Origin of the sequence: Campylobacter iguaniorum (assembly GCF_000736415.1) — a bacterium.
In the GTDB taxonomy this organism is placed as follows: domain Bacteria; phylum Campylobacterota; class Campylobacteria; order Campylobacterales; family Campylobacteraceae; genus Campylobacter; species Campylobacter iguaniorum.
The window spans coordinates 102,375-121,621 of the sequence record NZ_CP009043.1; the positions used below are offsets into that span (position 1 = coordinate 102,375).

Consider the following 19,247-nt stretch of genomic DNA (forward strand, 5'->3'; position numbering starts at 1 on the left):
AGGGGGCGATCATGAGAAAAATTACAACATCAGCTTATATGCCAACTGAGATTGAGGTTGTTAATGTAAGTGAGAATGTAGCTACAATTATAGCTTATCCATTCGAAACAGGTTACGCTGTAACTCTAGCGCATCCACTTCGCCGATTACTTTATGCAAGCACAGTTGGATTTGCTCCAACTGGCGTTAAAATAGAGGGCGTAGCGCATGAGTTTGATAGCATGCGTGGTATGCTTGAAGACGTTACACTTTTCATTATAAACTTAAAAAACTTACGTTTCAAGTTGAAAAATGATTCTGAGCGTGAGGTTATAGAGTATAGTTTTAAAGGACCAAAAGAGATAACTGGAGCAGATCTATGCAACGATATCGTTGATATAGTAAATCCAGATGCTTACCTTGCAACTATAAATGAAGATGCTGAGCTTAAATTTAGCATTATCATTCAAAAGGGCATTGGCTATGTTCCTAGTGAAGAGATCAGAGATCATAGAGATGAAAGAGATAGCGATTATATAGCGCTTGATGCTTTCTTTACTCCTGTTAAAAAAGCAGTTTATGAGATCGAAAATGTTCTAGTTGAAGACAACCCAGACTATGAGAAGATAGTTCTTACTATCACAACAGACGGTCAAGTAGGTCCAGTTGAAGCATTCAAACACTCAATTGAAGCTATGTATAGACAAATGTCAGTATTTAATAATGTTTTAAATATTGATGCAAATGTCGCTATATCTTCAACTCAAAGCTCAAGCGAACACGCTAAATTGCTTGAAAGTGTTGAGAACCTAAATTTAAGTGCTAGAAGTTTTAACTGCTTAGACAAAGCCGAAATCCGTTTTATCGGAGAGCTTGCTCTTATGGAAGAAAGCGAACTTAAAGATCTTAAAAACTTAGGCAAAAAGTCTCTTGATGAGATAAAAGCTGTAATGGCTGAAATAGGCTATCCTTTTGGTGAAAATACACTTGGCGATAGCAAAGAAGCACTCAGAAAAAAAATAACTGAGTTAAAATCATAAAAAGCGAAGGAAAATATAATGAGACATAATCACGGATATAGAAAACTAGGCCGCACTAGCTCTCACCGTGCTGCTTTGCTTAAAAACCTTACGATAGCTATCGTTAAGGCTGGTAAAATCGAAACAACTTTACCAAAAGCAAAAGAGTTAAGAGGCTATGTAGAAAAACTTATCACAAGAGCTAGAAAAGGCGATTTTAACGCTCATAAATTTGTATTTGCAAGCTTACAAGATAAAGAAGCTACAAATAAACTTGTGACTGAAATAGCTCCAAAATATGCTACAAGAAATGGTGGCTATACTCGTATCATCAAAACTCGCGTCAGAAAAGGCGATGCAGCTGAGATGGCTTATATCGAGCTAGTTGCTGAATAATTTTTTGCCGAGATTATCTCGGCAAATTCAGACTTTTATATAAATCATATTTGCAAATCATACTTTTTTACTCATAATATCCAAAATTTACCTAATATTGCTTATTTAGACTTAAAATGATAAGATACATTTTAGTGCTATAGTGATATAATTACCAAAAAATTCAAGAGGAAATTTATGATACCATTTAGCGATGAAGAACTAATGCAACCAGTAAAAGAAAGCTTAAAAGTTGTTATGCCAATGCTTGAAAGAGATGGCGGCGGAATGGAGCTTTTAGGTATAAAAAATGGCGTTGTTTATGTCCAGCTTACAGGTCATTGTCATGGATGCGCTGCTAGCGGTCAGACGCTGAAATATGGCGTAGAAAGACAGCTTAAAATAGACATACACCCAGAACTTACAGTAGTAAACATTCCAATCGGAGAAAAATTTGAACTCTGACGAATATAGAAATCTTGGGATAAAACTTCTTAAAAGACGTAAATTTGATATGGCAAAAGCCTGTTTTTCCTTGGCTTATGAGGCTAGTGCCAGCGATGAGCTTTTGTCTTTTATCGAGCTTTGCGAAGTTGCGAAATCAAACGCAGATGACGTAATGGGGCTTTTTGACATTTACATAGGCACCAAAACTAGTGACCAAACTAGCAACATACAAGAGATTATAAATTTAGTCACCCAAAGTGACCAAGAATTAAACGAAAAAATAGACTATGAAGACGCTATAACTTATTTGGATTTTAAAGAATTAGTAAAGAATAGCGGTGATTTTAAAGCTGTTTTTTCAAGTATTATTTTTTCGACAAGGGTTGTGATCACAAACAAGGATGATTTACTAGAATTTGTTGAAAATTTAATCAAAAATGGCTATAAAGAAATGGGGCTAAACTATCTTGAAAGCTCAGCCAACATATTTTTAGGCGATGTAAAAATAGAAAAAATTATAAAAGATTTGGGGTTGAAAAATGAAAATAGCGCTAGATGAAGTTAAATTTATAACCGACAATTCCCAAGATTGCGACAAAAACGCTTATTTTGTATACACAAACTCAAACTCCAAATTCCACTCTAAAGCAGGAGAGCAAGGCGCAACTCTAATAAGCCCAGCTAAGGCAAAAGAGCTTTTAGGAATAGGCAAAAATATAAAATTAATTGGCATCACAGGGACAAATGGCAAAACCACAACGTCTGCCATTATAGCTAGTGCATTAGAAAATTTGGGTTTCAAGGCTGGACTTTCAGGCACAAGGGGCACGTTTTTAGGTGAGAAACAAATCGCTCCAAAGGGTCTCACAACCAGCCAAGCCCTAGAAACTTTAAGCTACTTAAAAGCTGCGATAGACGTAGGTTGCGAGTATTTTGTCATGGAAGTAAGCTCCCACGCAATCGCGCAAAACCGTATTGAAGGGCTTGATTTTGATCTCAAAATATTTACAAATTTAAGCCAAGATCACCTGGATTTTCACAAGACTTTTGATGAATACGCTAGAGTCAAATCAAGCTTTTTTAGCGATGAGACTCCAAAACTCATAAACAAAGATGATAAATTTATTAAATTTAATCCCAAAAATTCTATGACATATTCTTTGGAAAGCGAAGCTGACTTTTTCGTGGATAAATTTAGCCTAAAAGGCGGCATAGAAGCGAGCATTGCCTTCAAGCAAAACTCAACTCTCAAAAGCCATTTGCAAGGTAAGTTCAATCTTTACAATCTTTTAGCAGCATTCGGGGCTATTAAGTTTTTGACAAATTTAGACGATCAAAAAATAGCCGACGCTCTTGGTAAATTTGAAGGCGTGGAGGGCAGAGTCGAGATAGTGTCAAAAAATCCGCTTGTGATAGTTGATTTTGCTCATACTCCAGATGGCATCGAAAAAGTCCTTGGTGCTTTGAGCCATGATGAACTTATTGTGGTTTTTGGTGCTGGTGGCGATAGAGATAGAACAAAACGCCCTATAATGGGTAAAATAGCTCAAAAATACGCTAAATTTACTGTCGTGACAAGTGATAATCCAAGAAGCGAAGAGCCAGATTTTATCATAGATGAGATTATGGCTGGAATGAGTTTGAATGACAAAGTTTTTAGAGAGAGCGACCGTAAAAAAGCTATAAATTTGGCTTTAAGCTTAGCCAAAAATGGCGAGACTATCGTGATTTTGGGTAAAGGCGACGAGCCATATCAAGAGATAAACGGCGTCAAACACCCATTTAGCGACAAACTTATCGCTCAAGAGATTATAAACGCTACAAAATAAGGACGATGATGAAAATAGAAATGATGTGCTCTAAAATCCACAGAGCCACAGTAACTGATGCAAATTTAAATTATATAGGCTCAATAACCATAGATGAAAAACTCATGAAAGCAGCAAATTTGCTTGAGTTTCAAAAGGTCGAGATACTTGATGTAAATAATGGTGAGAGATTTGCGACATATGTTATCAAAGGGCAAAAAGACGGCGAAATCTGCCTAAACGGCGCAGCTGCTAGAAAAGTTTGTGTGGGAGATATAGTTATCATCGTGGCTTATGCAAGCATGGAATTCCAAGAAGCTAAGAGCTTCAAACCAACGATAGTGCATGTAAATAATAAAAATGAGATAGATGGATAAATGTCTTGTCAAAAATACTTTTAAAGGATTGTTATGGGTTTATTTAGCGATTTGAAGGTTTCTACGAAGCTATATTTGAGTTTTGCTGTTGTTATCTTTTTGATGATAATTGTTAGTGCTATTGGTATTAATAAGGTAAATTTTATCGATAAATCGCTTACTACGATGACAGATGTAAACTCGCTCAAACAAAGATATGGGATCAACTTTAGAGGCTCAGTCCACGATAGAGCAATTGCCATAAGGGACGTTATACTCACAAACGATGAAAATAGCCTAAACGCTCTTTTGAGTGATATAACAAGGCTTGAAAATATGTATAATGACTCAGCAGCCCCTCTTTCTAAATTTATAAAACAAAAAGACGTTGTTTCTCAAAGCGAAATTAAGATGCTAGAAGATATTTCGCAAATCGGCAAAAGCACCGTGGCGTTTTATAAAGACGCTATAAAGCTTAAACAAGAAGGCAATCTATCTGAAGCTCAAAATCTGCTAGAAAGCAATATTGCAGGTGGATTTGTTAAGTGGCTAGCTGCTATAAATAAATTTATAGATTATCAAGAAGCAGCAAACAAAGAGCTTACAAACTCTGTCAAAAACGAGACTTCTGCGTTTGAAAATATCATGATTATTTTGACATTAATAGCTATTTTGATAGCTGGATTTATAGCATTTATGATACAAAGTGGTATCAAAAAAGACCTTGGCGGAGAGCCAAAAGAGGTAAAAGATATCATATCGCAAGTCGCTAGAGGCGATCTAAGCTTAGCGGTTCAAACCAAATTTGAAAATAGCATTCTATCTCAAGCCATAATAATGCAAGACAAACTAAAAGAGATAGTAAAATCGATCAACGAAGCATCTGACGCAGTAGATAGCAAGACAAATAGTCTGATCCAGACATTTGCTAGTGTAAGTAGCTCTGTGCAAAAACAAAGCCAAATAGCCACAAGCTCTACACAAATAGTCCAATTAGCCAAACAAAAAACTGGCGATGTAGTAACCATGGCACAAAACACAGAACTAAACTCAAATAAAGCAACCGAACTTTGCCAAAATGGTAAAAACGCAGCAAACGAAGTGGCTTCAAAAATGAATGAAATAAACGCAAACGTAGCAGAACAAGTAAATCAAATCAAGCTTTTAAGTAGCCATGCAAAAGATATTAGCGGAGCTGCTGAGCTTATCGCTGAGATAACAGACCAGACAAATTTACTTGCTCTAAATGCCGCAATCGAAGCAGCACGCGCAGGAGAGGCTGGACGTGGATTTGCCGTAGTCGCTGATGAGATAAGAAAACTAGCTGAAAAAACAGGAACAGCTACAAGCGAAATAACAAACACTATAAAAATTATCCAAGAACAAACCGACGTCGCAGTAAATATCATAGAACAAGGCGTCCCAAAAGTAGAAGCTGGATATAAGATCTCAAATGACGTCGCTGGGCTCCTTAGCGAGGTTTATGACCAATCTCTTGATTCATCAGATAAGGCAAAAGAGGTTGTAAGTGTGGCTATCAATCAAGTTGAGTCTATGAACTCACTATCAGCAAACATAGAAGATATAACAAAGGTGGCTGCAGATACAAAAGATAGCATGGAAGAAAACCAAGCTAGACTTCATGAGCTAGAAACTATATCTAGAAAACTAAATGATTTAATGGGATTTTTCAAGGTTTAGCTTGAAATTTGAAAAGCTAAATTTAAAGCCCATTTTGTTATAATAAACCAAAAGGTTAAAGTATGTTTAAAGATTTTGATTTTTCTAAAATGGGCGAAGCTTTGGCTCAGGCTCAACAAAAAGCAAAAGAATTTGAGGAAGAAAACGCAGCAAAAGAGTTCATCTCAAAAAGTGGCGGTGGGCTTATAAGTGTCAAGTCAAATGGCAATGGCGAAATCTTAGATATAAATATCGATGATAGCTTGCTAGATGACAAAGACAGCTTGCAAATCTTGCTTATATCGGCCATAAATGACGCTATGAAATTAGCCGCAGATGAGAAGAAAAAGGCAGCCGCTTCTATGCTTGGTGGGCTTGGCGGATTTGGATTGTAATATGAAAAAACTACTTTTAGCAATCATATTTGCAGTCATTGCAGTAGCTGAGCCAAGACCAAGCGAGCAAGATATCCAGGCGATCTATGAGAAAAACAAAGACTCACAGTTCATCTACAAAGATCATATCGCCATATCTCTTACCAAAGATAAAGCAGCTGTTATTTATGATAAAACCAAAAAATTAGATAAGGCTGATTATGTCAAATTTGACCCATATCTTGGGCTTTATCTTATCAAAAGCGATCTGACTTTAAGAGCTGCTTTTATGATAGATGAGCTAAATGCAAAAGAAAGTATGTGGGTAAATATTTTAGAACAAAACGCCACTGCCATGGGGCATATAGCAAAATTTGGATCAAATTTAGGCGAACTTGACGAGCTTAGTTATGATGCGAACAATACTGGACTTTTGGTCTGTGATTGTGGCTCTATGGTGGGAATCGGAGTTGGTGGAAATAAATTTGTAGGCAACAGATACCTTAGAAATTTTGTGAAATATGATGACGTTCATTATGGCGATATCGGCGTGAGCTTTGAGGATAATAATTCTACTTTAAGTGTAAAAAGTGCAAACCCATTTGGCGTGGGAAATATGCTCCTAGCTGGCGATATCGTAATAAAACTAAATGACAAAACTCCAAAAAGCTTAAGAGAGCTAAATGAAGCCGTGCTGTTCGCTGATAAAAATGCTACTTTGAGTTTTGAAGTTTTAAGAAATGGCAAATTAGAAAAATTTGATGTGAAATTAGCAGATCTAGCCGTGGCAAATCCACCAGAGCAAACAAAAGCCCAAAACGCACAAAAACCAAAACCAAAAAAAGTGGTCGTAAAGCCGTTTTTGCCAAGTTATGGTCTTAGCCTAAATAGAAATCTGATAATTCAAAAGGTATCTCCAAACTCAAAAGCTAAACGAGCTGGTTTGCAACGTGGCGATAAAATACTTGCCATAGACAAAGTGCCAGTTAGAAGCGTAGCAGATATCGAAAAAATCATGCGTTCGACAGATAGAAGCAAATTTTATTATCTCATTAGCAGAGATGATTTTCAGTTTTTTGTAAGAGTTTATAAATGAGCTTTGACGAATATTTAGAGCTAAATTTACCAAAAATTGATAGCTTTCATCCACATTTTAATGATGCTTTGGCTTGGGTTTTGAGAGCTGGCGGGAAGCATTTTAGGGCTAAACTTTTGCTTGGCATAGTTGAAACTCTCAGGCCAGAACTCACTAAGGATGCCTTTAGCGTGGCATTTGGCGTGGAATGCTTGCATACTTATTCGCTTATTCATGATGATTTGCCAGCTATGGATAATGCTAGTTTGAGACGTGGTGTTGCGACTTTGCACGTCAAATATGACGAAGTTACGGCTATTTTGGCTGGAGACGCCTTGAATACTCATGCGTTTTATCTCATAAGCCACGCAAATTTAGATCCAAAAACCCTTTTAAAATGTATCCAAACTCTCTCAAGCGATGGTGGGATTTATGGAATGATAATCGGTCAGGCAATTGACTGCTATTTCGAGCATAAACATCTAAGCTTAGAAGAGCTGGAGTTTTTACACGCCCACAAAACTGGAGCATTGATCGCTGCAAGTATGAAAATGGGCGCTATCATTTCAGGTCTTGATGATGAGAGCTGTGAGCAAATTTACAAAATAGGGCTTAAACTTGGCCTTGCCTTCCAAATCCACGATGACATCATAGATGCCACGCAAGATGAAAAATCTGCTGGCAAACCTACAAATAACGACGGAATAAAAAATTCATTTACAAATTTACTCGGAGTAAAAGGAGCTATAAAAGCTAGAGATAAGCTAGAAAATGAGATTTTAGACGAACTAGCAAATAGTCCTATTTTGCCGCTAGTAAATGACTTAATAAACAAATACCTAAAGGAACAAAATGCTTAAAAAACAAGCTGATACTATAAGATTTTTATGTGCCGATATGGTACAAAAGGCAAACTCAGGCCACCCAGGAGCGCCAATGGGGCTTGCTGATATTATGAGCGTACTTATGCGTCACATCAAACACAATCCCAAAAATCCAAGCTGGCTAAACCGCGACCGTTTGGTGTTTAGTGGCGGACATGCAAGTAGTTTGGTTTATAGCTATTTATACTTAAGTGGATATGATTTAAGTATGGATGATCTTAAAAACTTCAGACAACTTCACTCAAAAACTCCAGGTCACCCTGAGATAGAAACTAGCGGTGTAGAGATAGCCACAGGCCCGCTTGGTCAAGGCGTGGCAAACGCTGTTGGCTTTGCTATGGCAGCTAAAAGTGCTGCAAATTTACTTGGCGAGGACGTGATAAATCATAAGGTTTATTGTCTTTGTGGTGATGGCGACCTTGAAGAGGGAATTAGCTATGAGGCTTGTGCCTTAGCTGGCAAACACGCTTTAAACAACCTAGTTATCATCTATGATAGCAATCATATCACGATAGAAGGCGACACAAGCATAGCGTGGAATGAGGATGTAAAAGTGCGTTTTGAAGCTGCTGGATTTGAAGTAGCAAGGATAGATGGACACAATTTTGATGAGATTGAGTTTGCTCTAAGCGAAGCCAAAGACAAGGAAAAACCATATCTAATCATCGCAAATACAAAAATCGCAAGAGGTGCTGGCAAACTTGAAGGTAGCCACCAAGCTCACGGCGCGCCACTTGGCGAAGAGATCATCAAAGAAGCTAAGATAAATGCTGGATTTGACCCAGAAAAATCATTTTTCGTTGATGAAGACGTGCTATTTAGATTTAGAAGCGCAGTTGAGCTTGGAGACCTTGAAGAGGCTAAATGGAATAAGCTTGTAAGCGAGCTTTCAGATGATAAAAAAGAGCTTTTAAACGCGCTTTTAAATCCTGATTTTTCTAAGATTGATTTTCCAAATTTAAAAGGTGAAAAACTAGCCACAAGAGATAGCAATGGCAAAATCTTAAACGCTATTGCAGCGGCGTTGCCTGGATTTATCGGAGGAAGTGCCGACCTTGCACCAAGTAATAAAACTGAGCTAAAAGGCGCTGAGGATTTCCCAAATGGTAAAAATTTACACTTTGGTATCAGAGAGCACGCGATGGCAGCCATTTGCAACGCTTACGCTCGTTATGGCATTTTCTTACCATTTAGTGCGACATTTTTTATCTTCAGCGACTACTTAAAAGCTGGAGCCAGAATAGCAGCGCTTATGGGTATCAAGCACTTTTTTGTCTGGACTCATGATAGTATCGGCGTGGGCGAAGATGGTCCAACTCACGAGCCAATCGAGCAGCTAAGCACGTTTAGAGCTATGCCAAACTTCTATACATTCCGTCCAGCCGATGGTGAAGAAAACGTGGAGTGCTGGAAAACAGCGCTTAGCTTAAATGCTCCAAGCGCTTTTGTATGCTCACGCCAAGCTCTTATGCCTTTAAATGAGGCTAAATTTGGTGGTGTAAAAAATGGTGCGTATCTACTTCAAAAATCACAAAATCCAAAAGTAACTTTAGTGGCTAGTGGTAGCGAAGTAGGGCTTTGCCTTGAAGCAGCTAAGATTTTAGAAGAGCAAAATATCGGTACAAACGTAGTTTCGGCTCCTTGTTTTGATCTACTTTGCGAGCAAAATAAAGAGTATATAAATACTATTTTTGATCCAGCTACAAAGGTCTTAGCAGTAGAAGCTGCGAGTGGTTTGGAATGGTATAAATTTGCTGATGAGATTCTTGGAATGAAGAGTTTTGGTGCAAGTGCTCCGGCAAATGAGCTATTTAAACATTTTGGCTTCACAGCTCAAAACGTAGCAAATAAAGCAAAAGAACTACTTTAATATTTTATCAAGGTACGTAAAAGTACCTTGATTTATTCTTAAAATTTAAAGCAATACACAGTATGCTTAGCGTTATCATAACCAACAACTAAAAGCTCATTTTTTACAAATGTCATGGCTCTTATATTTGTCAGAATACTTGGCAATCCATACACATCGATTATAGATTTTTGTTTAGGATCTATGACGATCATTGTGTTGTACGCCTTGCTAATAGCATAGAGTAGCCCATCTTTGATAGCTAGAGCAGTAATATAAAGCTCATCTATGCTTCTTTTGTCTTTTAGCACTACATCAGAGCTTAGCTCAAGACTCCACTCAGCAGCCAAGCCTTTATCCGAAATTAATTGCTGAGTTACAAAAAGCTTTTTATAAAGATTGTTTGGAACTGTAAACATATATGTATATTTCTCATCGTTTTTTGCTGTCAAAACATAATAATTTTTCGCACGGCTTGTCTTTAGGCGGTCTCTTCCAAGCTCGTCAAATTTATCGGCACCTTCTACAAAATAGCGGTAATTCGCGACATTATTGGCTTTTGGATTTTCTCTTATATCCACGCTTGTTTTATTCATGCCCATAATTCGCAATGTATCCCCAAACACACTTATTCCAGCAAATTTATCAATTGTAGCTGAGTAGTATGGATCAAGTATGAAATGCGAGATGATCTTATCAAAGCTCTTATCGCTGACGTATAATCCATGATTTTCAGTAGCTATTAGCATTTTTCCATTTGCGTAGTTTATATCGCTTATTGGCGAGTTTAAATTTAGTGATATTATTTTACTGTAGCTTACTAGTAACTCTTTTTCTATTTCAAAAGGTGAGTCTTCGTAATTGCTGCTAAATGAAAAATCCTTGCTAGGTTTTGAAGCAAGATCTGGCAGATTTACATCTCTTTTGCCTAAAAAATTTGTAGGTGCTCTCATATCGCTCCAGCCCTCAGCACTCCAAACGCTAAATTTAGGATTCCAGCTAAATCTGACAGGATCGCCTTGTCCCCAAAATGGAGGTGGTCCAGTCGAAACAAAAGCTTGAACTATGTTTGAGGCAATAACAACAAAAAATACCCAAAATGCAACGATATTTGCAGTTGTGAGCTTTCTAAATTTCTGGCCATTCATCTCTTGGACAAATCCATTCATGCAAGGCGCGAAGAAAAACATAACTCCAAGCAAAACTATCACAGACCAAAATACTACTTCAGCCCAAAACTGTGTATGAAGCCCAAAAATGGCTAATCCAAATCCTTATCCGACATCTTCAAGCCCATGACTTCCAAGATGATAAAAACTCTCCCAAAGCCCAAAAGCTGTAATTATAAGTAGCATGGCTAAATATTTTGGTTTAAAACCATATCTAAGCATAAATAGAGCCATTGCACCTATGTATATTATGCTTTGACGTTGCCCCCAACAAAGTGTGCAAGGCGAATCGCCAAGAGCGTAGCCAAAAAAGAAATTTGCAATCCCAACAGGAAGTGCAATAATACCAATTGCCGCAAGTGAAAGCAATAAATAAAAAGTTTTAGCTTTTTGCATATTTATTCCTTATAAATTTATGTTTGGCAATATGCTTGATGTATGACATATATACATTGTAGCAGCCATAATCCACGCAAATGCAAGCAACCAAAAAGCTAACTTTTCCTTTTCTGGTTTCTTATATATTAAACAAATAGCTATAAAAGCTATTATTAAGCCAAAAAACTCCATGATTTCTCCTTATTAAATCTATAAAATTATGAAATGGTATCAATAAAAAGTAGAAAAAAAATCTCATAAATAATAAAATAAATTAATATTTATTGCATAATTATACATTATTCGATTTTTTTGCTATTTTTTATTGGTATATTATTTGGTATACTATCAAGATATTAACAATATATTGACATTGTAGTATCCTTGAGTAATCAAAATATAAAAGGTATTATTTATGAATAGTAAAATATTGAGCAAGTTGAAGAATTTGACAGTTCTTTACGCTGAAGACGAAGAGGGTATTAGAAAAAATATTTCTAATAGTTTGAGATATTATGTAAAAGAAGTTTATGAAGCCACAAATGGCGATGAGGCTTATCAAATTTACCTAGAAAAAACACCAAGCATAATCCTTAGTGATATACATATGCCTCTTGTAAATGGTATTGACTTTGTTAAAAAGATTAGAAAAGAAGATCGCGCGACGCCGATTTTTATGATTACAGCGCACGTGGATCAAAAATATCTCATGGAAGCAGTGGAGCTACACATGGAAAGATATTTAGTCAAGCCAATAGCCTTAGATGCCTTGTTAGAAGCTTTGGAAAAATGCGTAGAAATAATAGATATAAACAATATAAAAAAATTAAATATAGACGAAGATTACACATATGATTTTGATAAAAAAGAGCTTTGCTACAAATCAGAATTGTTGCTACTAAACAAAAAAGAGATACTATTTTTTGAAACATTGCTAAATGGTCAAGATAGGATAGTTATGTATGAGGAATTCCAAAATAAAGTTTGGTGCGATGGCGTGATGACCGATAGTGCGTTAAGATCTTTGGTAAGAAATTTGAGAAAAAAACTACCAACAGATATAATAAAAAATATATCTGGATATGGATATCGCTTTGCTTAGATTGATTTTTGTAGTAATTTTATTTTGTTGTTCTATGGCATTGGGGATTGATAATGATCTGTTTATAAATGAGATCAATTATAGAAATGACGTGAGTAAAGATAACACTGCTAAAAGGCTTCATCCTACCTCACATATAAAGATTTTTTTGCCTTCCATTGCATATTCTTATATAGCCAAATCAACAAATTCAGGACTTATACGCTCTTATGATAATGCTGAGGACTTTGTCTATGATCTGGCTAAAAGCCATAAAAGAGTTGATAAGTTTACATATATTTTTGAGCTAAGAAAAGGGCTTAAATTTCAAAATGGAGATAGCTTTGGCGTAGATGACGTCATATATAATTTAAATTATTTCAAAAAGCATCCATTTTTATATACAAATATTGATAAAATAGATTTTGATGTGACAAAACTAGATGATTTGCATTTCAAAATCACGCTCAAAGAGCCATACGAAATGTTTTTTACTGACTTGGCTAGAATATATTTTTACACAAAAGAGTATATCGAGCGCTATAAGCCAGTTGGCAAATCAACAGGGACTAGCAATGTAGTCCCAGGTCCGTTTGGTATGGGTCCATACATCATCAAAGATGGATATGCCTTAGGCGATAGCCATACTAATAAAGTCGAGCTTGTAGCTAATCCACATTACTGGAACAAAGAGTATCCAAAGATCAAACATATCACAGTATATACGCAGCTAAATTCAGATGAAGCATTAGAAGATATAACCAAATTTGAAGGCAAATTAGATCTAGCGCCTATCGCTTTTAATAAAAAGCTAGATGTCATAATGTCTGATTATGCAAAGCTTGTTGTATCAGAATCCACAGATAATATCACTATTTTTTTTAATCTCATTAATGGAAGCAAAAAGCTACTAGATCAAAGAGTTAGGCTCGCACTCAATCAAGCTCTAAATCAAGAAAATCTCTTGAAATTTGCATACAAAAACGAGGGTAAAATCTCGCCATTTTGTGCGTCTAGTAATTATAAAATAGTTAAAGATATCATCGCTACAAACGTAGTGCCAGACTGCCATTTATCTGAAGTTGAGATAAGATCTTTGCTAAATGGATTAAAAATCAATATTTTGTCGCAAGATAGATTTATGTTTTTGTTAAAAGGTTTGGAGTATCAGCTAAATCAATATGGGGTTAAATTTGAGTATAAAATAACTACTAGCGAAAAAGATATTTATAAGCAGCTATTATCTACCATGAGTGGCAAAAATACAGAGTCTTGGGATATGCTTGTGTGGGGAAATGATGATTGGTATTATAAAGATCCTTGGACTGTATTTCTTATATATAAACCAAAAAGCTCATGGTCTGTCATACCAGAAGATAGCATTATAAAGCAGTATATTGATGATTATTTTATCACAAGTAAGGATGATCCAAAATATAAAGATATAGTAAAAAATATTTTATTTAGAGCCAAAGGGCAAGCCTATACGCTTATCGTCCCATCTCCAAATAAAGTAATGGCTGTCAATAAAGAGGTTCTCTTCAAACCATATCAAGGTGGGATTATTCCACTTTGGGAGATTGAGATTACAAAAGATCATTGGTCGGTGAGAGATTATAAAACATACCCTGATGACTTTAAAAAACCTATAAAACCTAAAAGATATTTCTATGATGAGTCTAATTAAAAACATCAATATAAGAACCAAATTTATACTTTTATTTGCGATTTTGCTGATATCTATATCTATTTTGGGATATAAAATCATAGCCATTAGCGCGTATAATCAAATCATCTTAAAAGACGTGCATAGCAAGTCAAAAGCTGTGCTGTCCTTGCAAAATAATGTTATCATACCGCTATATAATTTAAGGCAGCTCAGCCACTCTTTAGTCATGGCTCCAAATAAAAATATCAGAAAAAATATCCAGCTAGAAATCGATCAAATAATACAAACTTTGAGCCATTATTTTGAAGAAGTTGGCGTATTTAGCAATGATACTTGTATGGTGTGGAATAATTACAAAAAGTTGCTTAATAAAACAAAAGAGTATTTGGATAGCGAATTTGAAGAAGGCGCATATCTTAATATCACAACGACAACAAAAAGGCAGTTTGATATTTTAATGAATATGCTTTTAAATTTGCAAGAAAAGTCACTAAACAACTCCACCATAGCCTACAATAACGCAGTATCTAAAACCGAGGAGATTAAATTTGAGATATTGTTTATTATCGCTTTGATAATAATATTTTCTATGATTGTTAGCTGGCTGATAACTAATAATATAATCAAATCAATATACAGCGTTCAGCATGGGCTTAATAATTTTTTTAAATACCTAAATGATAAGACAACTCATGTTGGCAAAATAGAGCTATTTTGTAATGATGAATTTAAACAAATGGCTACTATCATAAATGAAAATATGCTCTACATCAGCAATAATGTCAAACAAAATGAAGCTTTAATCAAAAATGCAACAAAGGTACTAGAAGCTTTGAAATCTGGCAAACTAGGCTCAAGACTATATAAAAGCACAAATGATGAATCGCTAAATGAGCTTAAAAATATGATAAATGATATGATTGACAATCTAGAAAATCGTGTAAATACCGAAATCAATAAAAGGCTAGAGCAAGAGCAGCTTCTCATACAGCAAAGCAAACTAGCTGCCATGGGCGAAATGATAGGCAATATAGCTCATCAGTGGAGACAGCCTTTAGCAGAGATTTCAGCGATACATATGAATATCCAAGTCACGTTTAATTTCAATGAATTTGATAAAAAATACCTAAATGACAAAATAGGTGAGCTAAATAGGCTGACATCGTATATGTCGCAGACCATAAGCGATTTTCAAAATTTCTTCAAGCCAAGGGGCAAGCCAGAGCTATTTTCGGTAGCTTGCGTATGCAAAGATGCTATAAATATAATCATATCTTCTTTAAAATATCACTCTATAAATTTAAATTTGACGATACTAAATAATACATTTACCGTTGGATATAAAAACGAATATGCTCAAGTGATTTTAAATGTTTTAAGCAATGCAAAAGATATAATCATCGAAAGAAAAATAGAAAATCCAAACATAAATGTGGAAATCAAAGAAGATAATGAGTATTCTATCGTAAAAATATCTGATAATGCAGGAGGCATTGATGATTCAATCATAGATAAGATTTTTGATCCATATTTTACTACCAGACATAAAACTAAAGGCACTGGCATAGGTCTATATATGGCTAAAAATATCATAGAAAGGAATATGAATGGTGTAATAAGTGTTAAAAATATTAAAAATGGAGCACTTTTTACGATAAAAGTCCCTAAAAAAGATCAAAAATAAATTAGCATTAAATTTAAACAATTACAAAATAAGGAGTTTTCATGTCTAGTTCTGAAAATAAAACTAGCTTCACAAAGACCATAGTTGGTAAAATGGTTAGCGTATTATCTGTGTCTGCTTTAATATGCTTTAGCGTATTTTCGGTGTTTAATTATATCGATACAAAAAATATGATTAAAGACTTGTATTTTAATACATATAAGGCTGGATTAAATATATCAATGGAATACATAAATGATTATTTTCATGATAATCTTGAGTTCCCTACTGATATATCAAATCATATTGTTTCTACTGCGAATGATGAAGAAGAGATGAAAAAAATGCTAAAAACCGCATTTCAGACAAGTTCTGGTATAGATGCTGTTTTTATCGGTTTTAATGACGGTAGAACTTTAAAAATAGATCAAAATACAAATGAAGTTTATGAAATACCAAATTTCGATGGAAGAACTAGAGAGTGGTTTATCCAAGCAAAATCTACAATGAAAAACGGATATACAAAAATTTATAGTGATGTAACAACAAAAAAAGATATTATCACAGCTTTTAGCCCAGTTATAAAAGGCAATCAACTAATCGCCGTTGTCGGTGCAAATATATTTTTAGATAGCTTTAAAGACGTAATATCTAGTATGAAAATCACGAAAAATTCTGATCTTGTCTTTTTAGATGATAATGGAAATATATTAGTTCATCAAGATATTAACAAGGTGAATAATACAGATCCAAATTTCTACAAAAGAAATGTTGATATAATGAAAGAGAGTTACGCAGATAAAAACGGTAATGGCGGCATAGTAGAAGCTGATGGGAATTACGCTATTTGCACCAAAATCAAAGCTGTTGATTACTGGAATATATGCAATATCGCTTCTTCAAATGGAATAAACAGCTACGTTGCTGATGCGATGCTATCTCAAATATCTGCGATTATCATTCTTATCATTGCACTACTAGCAATTATAGCTTACGCTACAAAGCATTTTATTAGCCCTATAAATTTGATAAGAAATGGATTAAATAGCTTCTTCGACTTCCTCCACCACAAGAATGACAATCCTAAAGTAATAGAGATAAAGACTAATGATGAGTTTGGTATCATATCTAAGCTTATTAATGAAAACATTGCAAATGTTAAATCTGCTCTTGATCAAGATGATAAAGCTGTAAATGAGTCTTTAACTAGAGCTAAAGAGGTAGAGAGTGGAAACCTTAGTGTAAGAATAATAAATACTCCATACTCTCCAGGTCTTAGACAACTAAGAGATGTACTTAATAATATGCTTGATGTATTACAAGCTAAGATTGGTAAAGATATAAATGTTATCCAAAAAACATTTGATGATTTTAAAAATCTAGATTTTACTTCTAGTATATCTGATGCTAATGGCGAAGTAGAAAAGGTAACTAATCTACTAGGTAGTCAAATAACAAATATGCTAAGAGATAATCTAGCTCAAGCAAATAACTTACAAGAAAAAGCAAATGATCTAAAAACTTATGTAAGCTCACTAAATGAAGGAGCTAAATCTCAAGCAGAATCACTTCAAGAAAGTGCAGCAGCTGTTGAAGAGATGAGTAGCTCTATGAACTCTATAAATGAAAGAGCTAGTGAAGTAATCAAACAAAGTGAAGACATTAAAAACATCATTACTATAATAAGAGATATAGCAGATCAAACAAATCTTCTAGCTCTAAATGCAGCTATTGAAGCAGCACGTGCTGGAGAGCATGGTAGAGGATTTGCAGTAGTTGCTGATGAAGTTAGAAAACTAGCTGAAAGAACTCAAAAATCTCTTGGCGAGATAGAAGCTAATGTAAATATCCTAAGCCAAAGCATAAATGAGATGAGCCAAAGCATAGGTGAACAAACTGAAGCTATAAATCAAATCAATCAAGCTGTAGTAAGTGTAGATGAACTAACCAAACAAAATGTTGATATAGCTAGCAATAGCAATAGAGTAACTACTGAAGTAGAAAAGATAGCTGATATTATTGTTAGTGAAGTTAAGAAGAAGAAGTTTTAAGTAGCATAAGTGGCTTATATAATTAAGCCACTTTCTTTATATAAATTTATGTATTCGACTTTTTTTACATATTTTTTTGTTAATATTTTTCTATAAATTTAAAAAGTATAAAAGTATATAGGACAAATATGGGATACCAGTATTCAAACATTTTGCTAGAAGAGAGCTTACTTATATTAGAAAAATACAGAAACGAAATCACAACAGAACAATACCAACAAAACAGATCTATAATTTACAATTACGCTTTAGATGGTAGATATATGGATGAAGAAGGCGTCGTTGTGTTGATCGAAATCGACAAAAAGTCCAAAATGACGACATGGAACGATCTCATTGCCAAATACAAAAAAGCAGTCATAGATAGTGATTGCAAGGCGTATTAGACCAAATTTGATATTCTAATGATGAAATCTAAAGTTGTTCCAATCTATGTTTTGATTTTTTATGATTATGCTATCTAGGTTGCAAGCATTTTGAGTGCAGATTTCACTACTTTTATTTTCTTTACTTTTTATTTCTTTGTTGATTGCTTCATTTGTACTATTTATGTTTGTTTGAATATAGATTGAAAATAGAACCAAAATATATGGTATAAATTTAAGATTTTTCACGATTATTTCCTTGCTATTTTCAAAAATAATAACAAAAAAAAGTGGTAAAAAAATCGCTTGAATTATAAATAATTAGAATCTAAATTTTATTGTTCAAATCCCAATCAATAGGCGTTTGCGAGGTTTGTTTAAGGTAGTCATTGCACTTTGAGAAGTGCTTGCAACCAAAAAATGCTCCACGTGCTAGTGGGCTTGGGTGAGCTGCGCTTAGTATTAGATGCTTGTTAGCTTCTATGAGCGGGATTTTGGCTTTTGCTGGATTGCCCCAAAGCATAAAAACTACGTTTGATTTTTTGTCGCTTATATTTCGCACAACTGCGTCGGTGAATCTTTGCCAGCCAAAGCTTGAGTGAGAACCAGGCATGCCAGCTGCTACGCTTAGACTTGTGTTTAGTAGTAAAACGCCTTGTTTTGCCCAGTAAGATAGATCGCCAGAGTTTGGCTCGTTTATGCCCAGATCATCTTTTATCTCTTTATACACATTGATTAAGCTTGGTGGTATTCTTACGCCTTTTGGTACTGAAAAGCTTAGTCCCATAGCCTGACCTGCACCATGATATGGATCTTGTCCTAAGATGACTACTTTGACTTTGTCAAATGGGGTTAGATTAAATGCGTTAAATATGAGATTATTTGGGGGATATACTGTGCTTGATTTTAGAGCGTTGATTAAATTTACTTTGATATCTAAAAAATATGGGCTTAGAAATTCATCTTTTAAGACTTCTTTCCAGCTTGGATCTATTTGGACTTTAGCTAAATCGATTTGCATAAAT

General features: G+C 34.9%; 18 protein-coding genes and 3 pseudogenes. 17 read left to right on the plus strand and 4 right to left on the minus strand.

Annotated features, from left to right (window positions below):
• Nucleotides 1–11: 11 nt before the first annotated feature.
• The 11 genes from CIG1485E_RS00535 to tkt all read left to right on the plus strand — a co-directional run bounded on the left by CIG1485E_RS00535 (nucleotide 12) and on the right by tkt (nucleotide 9,867).
• Nucleotides 12–1,019 carry a DNA-directed RNA polymerase subunit alpha gene (locus CIG1485E_RS00535; protein ID WP_038452563.1) on the plus strand — a complete coding sequence of 336 codons (1,008 nt, stop codon included), beginning with the start codon at nucleotides 12–14 and terminating at the stop codon, nucleotides 1,017–1,019.
• A gap of 18 nt (nucleotides 1,020–1,037) precedes the next feature.
• Complete coding sequence (gene rplQ, locus CIG1485E_RS00540) at nucleotides 1,038–1,394, plus strand: 50S ribosomal protein L17 (RefSeq protein ID WP_038452565.1); 357 nt, start codon at nucleotides 1,038–1,040, stop codon at nucleotides 1,392–1,394.
• A gap of 177 nt (nucleotides 1,395–1,571) precedes the next feature.
• A complete protein-coding gene (locus CIG1485E_RS00545; protein WP_038452568.1) occupies nucleotides 1,572–1,838 on the plus strand; it encodes a NifU family protein in 267 nt (88 codons plus the stop codon).
• Nucleotides 1,828–2,379 carry a hypothetical protein gene (locus CIG1485E_RS00550; protein WP_038452570.1) on the plus strand — a complete coding sequence of 184 codons (552 nt, stop codon included), beginning with the start codon at nucleotides 1,828–1,830 and terminating at the stop codon, nucleotides 2,377–2,379. The genes CIG1485E_RS00545 and CIG1485E_RS00550 overlap by 11 nt, the downstream gene beginning before the upstream one ends.
• Nucleotides 2,360–3,649: a UDP-N-acetylmuramoyl-L-alanyl-D-glutamate--2,6-diaminopimelate ligase gene (locus tag CIG1485E_RS00555; protein ID WP_038452574.1), complete on the plus strand. Its 1,290-nt coding sequence runs from the start codon at nucleotides 2,360–2,362 to the stop codon at nucleotides 3,647–3,649. Before CIG1485E_RS00550 ends, CIG1485E_RS00555 begins: the two co-directional genes overlap by 20 nt.
• Before the next feature lie 8 nt (nucleotides 3,650–3,657).
• A complete protein-coding gene (gene panD, locus CIG1485E_RS00560; protein ID WP_038452575.1) occupies nucleotides 3,658–4,005 on the plus strand; it encodes an aspartate 1-decarboxylase in 348 nt (115 codons plus the stop codon).
• A gap of 33 nt (nucleotides 4,006–4,038) precedes the next feature.
• On the plus strand, nucleotides 4,039–5,685 hold the full coding sequence (locus CIG1485E_RS00565; protein WP_038452576.1) for a methyl-accepting chemotaxis protein: 1,647 nt from the start codon (nucleotides 4,039–4,041) through the stop codon (nucleotides 5,683–5,685).
• Between the two features lie 62 nt (nucleotides 5,686–5,747).
• Nucleotides 5,748–6,059, plus strand: coding sequence for a YbaB/EbfC family nucleoid-associated protein (locus CIG1485E_RS00570; RefSeq protein ID WP_038452578.1), 312 nt, complete (start codon nucleotides 5,748–5,750; stop codon nucleotides 6,057–6,059).
• Between the two features lies 1 nt (nucleotide 6,060).
• On the plus strand, nucleotides 6,061–7,134 hold the full coding sequence (locus CIG1485E_RS00575; RefSeq protein WP_038452581.1) for a DUF7488 domain-containing protein: 1,074 nt from the start codon (nucleotides 6,061–6,063) through the stop codon (nucleotides 7,132–7,134).
• Entirely contained in the window at nucleotides 7,131–7,973 is an 843-nt protein-coding gene (locus CIG1485E_RS00580) for a polyprenyl synthetase family protein (protein WP_038452583.1), read from the plus strand. Before CIG1485E_RS00575 ends, CIG1485E_RS00580 begins: the two co-directional genes overlap by 4 nt.
• Nucleotides 7,966–9,867, plus strand: a complete 1,902-nt coding sequence (gene tkt / locus CIG1485E_RS00585) for a transketolase (protein WP_038452585.1) — start codon at nucleotides 7,966–7,968, stop codon at nucleotides 9,865–9,867. Before CIG1485E_RS00580 ends, tkt begins: the two co-directional genes overlap by 8 nt.
• Nucleotides 9,868–9,905: 38 nt before the next feature.
• Here the strand turns inward: tkt and CIG1485E_RS00590 are convergent.
• Nucleotides 9,906–11,411: pseudogene (locus tag CIG1485E_RS00590) on the minus strand (disulfide bond formation protein B).
• Nucleotides 11,412–11,420: 9 nt separating this feature from the next.
• The gene (locus CIG1485E_RS09495; RefSeq protein ID WP_197408324.1) at nucleotides 11,421–11,585 is read right to left on the minus strand and encodes a hypothetical protein; all 165 of its coding nucleotides are present in this window, start codon (nucleotides 11,583–11,585) and stop codon (nucleotides 11,421–11,423) included.
• A 223-nt stretch (nucleotides 11,586–11,808) separates the two neighbouring features.
• On the opposite strand from CIG1485E_RS09495, the gene CIG1485E_RS00595 reads away from it, so the two are divergent.
• The 6 genes and pseudogenes from CIG1485E_RS00595 (at nucleotide 11,809) to CIG1485E_RS00615 (ending at nucleotide 18,243) form a co-directional block, all read left to right on the plus strand.
• Complete coding sequence (locus CIG1485E_RS00595) at nucleotides 11,809–12,495, plus strand: response regulator transcription factor (RefSeq protein WP_038452587.1); 687 nt, start codon at nucleotides 11,809–11,811, stop codon at nucleotides 12,493–12,495.
• Nucleotides 12,488–14,161 carry an ABC transporter substrate-binding protein gene (locus CIG1485E_RS00600; protein ID WP_051870886.1) on the plus strand — a complete coding sequence of 558 codons (1,674 nt, stop codon included), beginning with the start codon at nucleotides 12,488–12,490 and terminating at the stop codon, nucleotides 14,159–14,161. The genes CIG1485E_RS00595 and CIG1485E_RS00600 overlap by 8 nt, the downstream gene beginning before the upstream one ends.
• Complete coding sequence (locus CIG1485E_RS00605; RefSeq protein WP_051870887.1) at nucleotides 14,145–15,827, plus strand: sensor histidine kinase; 1,683 nt, start codon at nucleotides 14,145–14,147, stop codon at nucleotides 15,825–15,827. Before CIG1485E_RS00600 ends, CIG1485E_RS00605 begins: the two co-directional genes overlap by 17 nt.
• Nucleotides 15,828–16,048: 221 nt before the next feature.
• Nucleotides 16,049–16,603: pseudogene (locus CIG1485E_RS09675) on the plus strand (cache domain-containing protein); the annotation flags it as partial.
• Nucleotides 16,604–16,834: 231 nt separating this feature from the next.
• Nucleotides 16,835–17,857 (plus strand): annotated as a pseudogene (locus CIG1485E_RS09680) (methyl-accepting chemotaxis protein); the annotation flags it as partial.
• Nucleotides 17,858–17,985: 128 nt separating this feature from the next.
• Nucleotides 17,986–18,243, plus strand: a complete 258-nt coding sequence (locus CIG1485E_RS00615; RefSeq protein WP_038452589.1) for a hypothetical protein — start codon at nucleotides 17,986–17,988, stop codon at nucleotides 18,241–18,243.
• 15 nt (nucleotides 18,244–18,258) lie between these two features.
• Here the strand turns inward: CIG1485E_RS00615 and CIG1485E_RS00620 are convergent, their stop codons facing one another.
• Nucleotides 18,259–18,471 carry a hypothetical protein gene (locus tag CIG1485E_RS00620; RefSeq protein ID WP_038452591.1) on the minus strand — a complete coding sequence of 71 codons (213 nt, stop codon included), beginning with the start codon at nucleotides 18,469–18,471 and terminating at the stop codon, nucleotides 18,259–18,261.
• A 79-nt stretch (nucleotides 18,472–18,550) separates the two neighbouring features.
• Entirely contained in the window at nucleotides 18,551–19,243 is a 693-nt protein-coding gene (ung, locus tag CIG1485E_RS00625) for a uracil-DNA glycosylase (protein WP_038452593.1), read from the minus strand.
• Nucleotides 19,244–19,247: the final 4 nt, after the last annotated feature.

What these genes read in the sequence shown, in the direction of transcription:
- CIG1485E_RS00595 (WP_038452587.1), top strand. Translation starts at nt 11,809, where the DNA reads ATGAATAGTAAAATATTGAGCAAGTTGAAGAATTTGACAGTTCTTTAC.
- CIG1485E_RS00565 (WP_038452576.1), top strand. Translation starts at nt 4,039, where the DNA reads ATGGGTTTATTTAGCGATTTGAAGGTTTCTACGAAGCTATATTTGAGT.
- CIG1485E_RS00615 (WP_038452589.1), top strand. Translation starts at nt 17,986, where the DNA reads ATGGGATACCAGTATTCAAACATTTTGCTAGAAGAGAGCTTACTTATA.
- CIG1485E_RS00555 (WP_038452574.1), top strand. Translation starts at nt 2,360, where the DNA reads ATGAAAATAGCGCTAGATGAAGTTAAATTTATAACCGACAATTCCCAA.
- CIG1485E_RS00580 (WP_038452583.1), top strand. Translation starts at nt 7,131, where the DNA reads ATGAGCTTTGACGAATATTTAGAGCTAAATTTACCAAAAATTGATAGC.
- CIG1485E_RS00575 (WP_038452581.1), top strand. Translation starts at nt 6,061, where the DNA reads ATGAAAAAACTACTTTTAGCAATCATATTTGCAGTCATTGCAGTAGCT.
- CIG1485E_RS09495 (WP_197408324.1), bottom strand. Translation starts at nt 11,585, where the DNA reads ATGGAGTTTTTTGGCTTAATAATAGCTTTTATAGCTATTTGTTTAATA.
- CIG1485E_RS00545 (WP_038452568.1), top strand. Translation starts at nt 1,572, where the DNA reads ATGATACCATTTAGCGATGAAGAACTAATGCAACCAGTAAAAGAAAGC.
- CIG1485E_RS00535 (WP_038452563.1), top strand. Translation starts at nt 12, where the DNA reads ATGAGAAAAATTACAACATCAGCTTATATGCCAACTGAGATTGAGGTT.
- tkt (WP_038452585.1), top strand. Translation starts at nt 7,966, where the DNA reads ATGCTTAAAAAACAAGCTGATACTATAAGATTTTTATGTGCCGATATG.
- CIG1485E_RS00570 (WP_038452578.1), top strand. Translation starts at nt 5,748, where the DNA reads ATGTTTAAAGATTTTGATTTTTCTAAAATGGGCGAAGCTTTGGCTCAG.
- CIG1485E_RS00605 (WP_051870887.1), top strand. Translation starts at nt 14,145, where the DNA reads ATGATGAGTCTAATTAAAAACATCAATATAAGAACCAAATTTATACTT.
- rplQ (WP_038452565.1), top strand. Translation starts at nt 1,038, where the DNA reads ATGAGACATAATCACGGATATAGAAAACTAGGCCGCACTAGCTCTCAC.
- ung (WP_038452593.1), bottom strand. Translation starts at nt 19,243, where the DNA reads ATGCAAATCGATTTAGCTAAAGTCCAAATAGATCCAAGCTGGAAAGAA.
- panD (WP_038452575.1), top strand. Translation starts at nt 3,658, where the DNA reads ATGAAAATAGAAATGATGTGCTCTAAAATCCACAGAGCCACAGTAACT.